This is a genomic window from Natronomonas sp. (genome assembly GCF_036625485.1).
GTDB lineage: Archaea > Halobacteriota > Halobacteria > Halobacteriales > Haloarculaceae > Natronomonas.
Genome location: NZ_JAZKTR010000168.1, coordinates 1 through 4,861, shown reverse-complemented (window position 1 = coordinate 4,861; position 4,861 = coordinate 1). Strand labels below are relative to the sequence as shown.

Annotated in this window: 6 protein-coding genes; 5 read left to right on the top strand and 1 reads right to left on the bottom strand. The window is 66.4% G+C overall.

What is annotated here, in order from left to right; genetic code table 11:
• Positions 1–1,542, top strand: a 1,542-nt coding sequence (locus V5A53_RS12905) for a potassium channel family protein (protein WP_332314029.1), incomplete at its 5' end; no start/stop codon positions are given.
• Between the two features lie 24 nt (positions 1,543–1,566).
• Here V5A53_RS12905 and V5A53_RS12900 read toward each other — a convergent pair.
• A complete protein-coding gene (locus V5A53_RS12900) occupies positions 1,567–1,902 on the bottom strand; it encodes a hypothetical protein (protein WP_332314028.1) in 336 nt (111 codons plus the stop codon).
• Between the two features lie 87 nt (positions 1,903–1,989).
• Between V5A53_RS12900 and V5A53_RS12895 the strand changes: the two genes are divergently transcribed.
• From V5A53_RS12895 to V5A53_RS12880, 4 genes are all read left to right on the top strand, one after another.
• Positions 1,990–2,622, top strand: coding sequence for an adenylate kinase (locus V5A53_RS12895; protein ID WP_332314027.1), 633 nt, complete (start codon positions 1,990–1,992; stop codon positions 2,620–2,622).
• Between the two features lie 68 nt (positions 2,623–2,690).
• Positions 2,691–3,779: a ComEC/Rec2 family competence protein gene (locus V5A53_RS12890; protein WP_332314026.1), complete on the top strand. Its 1,089-nt coding sequence runs from the start codon at positions 2,691–2,693 to the stop codon at positions 3,777–3,779.
• Complete coding sequence (locus V5A53_RS12885; RefSeq protein WP_332314025.1) at positions 3,776–4,048, top strand: DUF3006 domain-containing protein; 273 nt, start codon at positions 3,776–3,778, stop codon at positions 4,046–4,048. The genes V5A53_RS12890 and V5A53_RS12885 overlap by 4 nt, the downstream gene beginning before the upstream one ends.
• 85 nt (positions 4,049–4,133) lie before the next feature.
• Positions 4,134–4,861 (top strand): DUF106 domain-containing protein (locus V5A53_RS12880; protein ID WP_332314024.1); only part of this gene is annotated, 728 nt, incomplete at its 3' end.

Genomic DNA, 4,861 nt, shown 5'->3' with positions numbered 1-4,861 from the left:
CCGCCCGAGGGGACCACCATCTCGCTGTTGCACTCGATGCAGGTCGTCGTCGAGACCTTCACCGCGACCGGCTACGGCTCGGACTCGCCGTGGCAGAGCCCGCAGATGAACGTCCTCGTGATGTTGCTGGACATCACGGGCGTTGGCCTGTTCTTCCTCGCGCTTCCGGCGGTTCTCCTGCCCTTATTCAAGGAGGCGCTGTCGCCGTCGCTGCCGACGACCGTGGGCGAGGACCTCTCGGACCACGTCGTCGTCTGTGCGGACACCACCAGAGCCGAGGCGGCCATCGACGAACTGGCTGCCAACGACGTCGAGTACGTCCTCGTCGTGGCGGACCGCGACCGCGCGGCCGACCTCAGCGAGGACGGCTACGAGATCATTCACGGCGACCCCGAGGACATCGAGACGCTGGCGAACGCCAACCTCCCCGAAGCGCGGGCGCTCGTGGCCGACGTCTCCGACCGCGTCGACGCGAGTATCGTGCTCACCGCAAAGGAACTGGTCGACGACGTGGAGATAATCAGCATCGTCGAGGACCCCGACGTGGCGAGTTATCACCGGCTGGCGGGTGCCGACCACGTGCTCATGCCGCGGCAACTGCTCGGGCGGAGCCTCGCCGAGAAGATCACGACCGGTGTCAGCACCGACCTCGGTGAGGACGTCCACCTCGGCGAGGACATCGAGATCGCGGAGATACCGGTGCGGCAGGGAAGCGACCTCGTCGGGCGCTCCATCGTCGACAGCGACCTTCGGGAGCGGTACGGCGTGAACGTCATCGGGACGTGGGTTCGCGGGGAGTTCGAAACGCCACCGCCCGTCGAGAAACCGCTGGAGCGCGGGACGATACTGCTCGTCGTCGGGAGCCAGGCGGGGCTCGAACGGCTCAAGGAGGCCGCGTTCTCGACGATTCGGCGGTTCAGGAGGGGCAAGACGGTTCTGGTCGGCTACGGCGAAGTGGGGCAGACGGTCGCCGAGGGACTCTCCGAAGCGGAGATTCCGCATACCATCGTGGACCGGCGGGACCTCGACGTGGTCGACGTCATCGGGGACGCCACCGATCCCGAGACGCTGGAGCGTGCCGGCATCGATCGCGCACGGTCGGTCGTCTTCGCGCTGCCCGACGACACGACGACCGAGTTCGCGACGCTCGTCGTCCGGGACCTCGATTCCTCCGTCGAGGTGATCGCCAGGGCCGAAAAGACCCGTGCGGTGGCCAAGACCTACCGCGCGGGGGCGGATTACGTGCTCTCGCTGGCGACCGTCAGCGGGCGGTCCATCGCGACCCGACTCATCAAGGGCGAGGAGATCCTCTCGCTCGGGACGAACGTCGAAGTCGTCCGGACGACGGCACCCGAACTGACTGGCGAAACGCTCCGGGAGACGCGTGTCCGCGAGCGCACGGGCTGTACCGTCGTCGGCATCGAACGCGACGGCGAGATGGTGACCGACATCGACCCCGATACGGAATTTCGAGCGGACGACGCCGTCGTCATCGCCGGCACCGACGAAGGGACCAACCGGTTCGCGGAACTGTTCGGATGAGGTCTCACGAGGGTCGAGGCTTTCCTACCGCACTCGGATGTCGTACCCCTCGTCGGCACCGTAGACCTCGCTGAAAAGCGAATCGACGAAATCGGCGGCGTGTTTGGCGTCGGTGACCGCCGAGAGGTAGACGACGCCCGGTTCGGCCTTGCGGGTGGCCGGCTGTTCGACCTTGAAGACGTGGTAGTCGTCCAGCAGCGCCTCCAGCCGGTCGCGTTCCTCGTCGGTGACCGATAGACAGAGGGTCCGGTTCTCGTAGGTGACGCGTGCGTCGGCGGCCTCGAAGACGACCGATTCGTCGTCCTTTCGGGCGGCGACGATGGCGCCGACCAGTTCCCGTCGGCGCTCGGCGGCATCCATGAACGACACTCGGTAGCGCACTTATAAGAAGGCGACGTTCGCCGCGTTCAGACAAGCCTTTAACGCGGCGGTGGAAACCGACCTCGTATGAGCCAGCCGAAAATTCTGCTGCTCGGGCCGCCGGGCGCCGGGAAGGGTACCCAGTCCAGTAACATCGTCGAGGAATACGACGTCGACCACGTCACGACGGGCGACGCCCTGCGTGCGAACAAGGACATGGAGACCGAACACGGAACGCCGCGGGAGTACATGGACGCGGGCGAACTCGTCCCGGACCCCGTCGTCAACGAGATCGTCAAGGCCGCCCTCGAGGACGCCGACGGCTTCGTCCTCGACGGCTACCCGCGCAACCTCTCGCAGGCCGAGTACCTCGACGAGATCACGGACCTCGACCTCGTCGCGCTGCTCGACGTCGACCGCGAGGAACTGCTCGACCGCCTGACCGGCCGCCGGGTCTGCGACGAATGCGGCGCCAACTACCACGTCGAGTTCAGCCCGCCCGAGGAGGAGGGCGTCTGCGACGAGTGTGGCGGCGAACTCATCCAGCGCGACGACGATACCGAGGAGACGGCCAAGGAACGCCTCAACGTCTTCGAGGAGAACACCCAGCCGGTCATCGACTACTACGAGGAGGAGGGCGAACTCGTCCGCATCGACGGCGAGGGGACGCCCGACGAGGTCTGGGCGGAGCTCGAGGCCGCCATCGAGGACGCCGCGTAACCGACACTCGCCTTCTCCGATTTCTCGCCGCCGCAAGACCGTAATACCAGCCAGCCGTAGGGCCAGCAATGGGACGGCAACTCGCGGTCATCGCGGTCTGCGGCATGCTCGTGCTGTCTGGCTGTGCGGCCGTCCAGTTCGACGTCGAGCCAAGCTCCAGCAACGACTCCACCGCTGGCGACGACGTGGACGGCGGCGACGCCACCACGGCGGCGGCACCTGACGAGGGGAACCTCGAAGTCCATATCATCAACGTCGGGCAGGCCGACGCCACGCTGCTTCGGACCGACGAGGAGACGATGCTCATCGACTCGGGCGGCTGGCGCGACGACGGCGAGACGGTCATCGACTACCTCGAATCCCGTGGCGTCGAGCGCATCGACCACCTCGTGGCGACCCACGGCCACGCCGACCACATCGGCGGCCACGCGGCGGTCATCGAACACTACGAGACCGAAAAGGACGGCGTCGGCGCCGTCTACGACTCCGGGGCGACACACACCTCCCAGACCTACGAGCGGTACCTCGACGCAATCGAGCGCCACGACGTCGACCTCTTCGAGGTCGCCTCCGGCGACGAGATCCCCTTCAACGGCACGGGCACGACGGTCCTCAACCCCGAATCGCCGGGCGGGGAGGAACTCCATCCCAACAGCGTCGCCGTCCACGTCGCCGTCGGCGAGACGTCCTTCCTCTTCACCGGCGACGCCGAACGCGAGACCGAGGCGGCGATGCTCGACCGCCACGGCGAGGCGGTCGAGGCCGACGTGTATCAGGCGGGCCACCACGGTTCGGATACGTCTTCGGCCCCCGAATTCCTCGATACCGTCGACCCCGACGTCGCGGTCGTCTCCTCGGCCTACGACTCCCAGTACGGCCACCCCCACGACGAACCGCTCCAGCGGTTCGCAGACCGCGATATCGAGGCCGTCTGGACGGCCGTCCACGGGACCGTTGTCTTCGAGGCCGACGGCGAGACGATAACGGTTCGAACCCAGCACAACGCCACGACCGACCCGCTCGAAATACGGGACTCCGATGCCGCGACCGCGGACCCGAGCGACCCGGCCGAGGAGCGCTTTACCCTCGGCGACGCGTCGGGCCACATCGCGCCCGTCGATGCCCGGGCGGGCGGACCCACCGGAGTGACACCATGACCCTGAACGGCACCTACACGGCGACAGTCGACCGAATCGAGGAGGGACAGGCCGTCTTCCTTATCGAGGACGACGGCGAGACCATCGACGACCGGAACTATCCCGCGTCCGACCTTCCGGAAGGCGTCGAAGAGGGGATGGTCTGTGAGGTGACCTTCGACGAGGGCGCGCTGGTCGCCATCGAACCGCAACCCGAAACGACGGCCGACCGCCGCGAGCGCATACGCGAGAAGTTCGACCGCCTCTCGAAACGGTTGCGCGACGAATAGGCGGGGTCGGTCGGGGGACGACGGCGTCGTTCGTGACGGGTCGAAGGTAAAAGGTTGATTACCCGGCCTTTGCTAATACGGTGTAATGGCACGTACCGCCTCGAAAGTGCAGGAACTCGTCCGGGAGGACGCGGAGATGGAATCGGCCATCGAAACCGTCCTCGACCGGGCCGAGGAAGGGACCGTCTCGTGGGGCGACGTCTCCGACGAACTCACGAGCGGCCAGTGGGGCCGCCTCATCGAGAAGGGCGTCCTCGTCGACTCCGACGGCGAGGGCTTCGACGTCGAGGACCCCGAGGGCGTCCGCGACGCGCTGTCCGACGACGACCTCGAATTCCCCGATTCGCCCGATACCGACTCCTCGTGGACCAAGTGGGACAAGATGGCCGCCGTCGTCTCCGTGTCGATGTTCGCGGGCTATACCTTCGAAGCCGTCCGGAACCCGCTTGCGGAAGTCATCCACATCTTCCTCGGACCCCTGATCACGACCTTCGACCTCCCCTTCTTCGCCGTCGTGATGGTGCTGGCGCTTTTCACCGGCCTCTACTCGACGCTGCTGCAATCCAACCTCATGAACATGGAGGTCATGGGCGAGTACCAGGAACGGATGAAGGAGATCCAGGAGAAGCGCAAGGAGGCCAAGGAGCGCGGCGACGAGGAGGCCGTCCAGCGCATCCAGGAAGAACAGATGGACGCGATGGCCGACAACCTCGGCATGTTCAAAGAGCAGTTCCGGCCGATGGTCTGGATCATGGTCCTGACCATCCCCGTGTTCCTGTGGATGTACGCCATCATCGGCTTCCGCGGCGAACC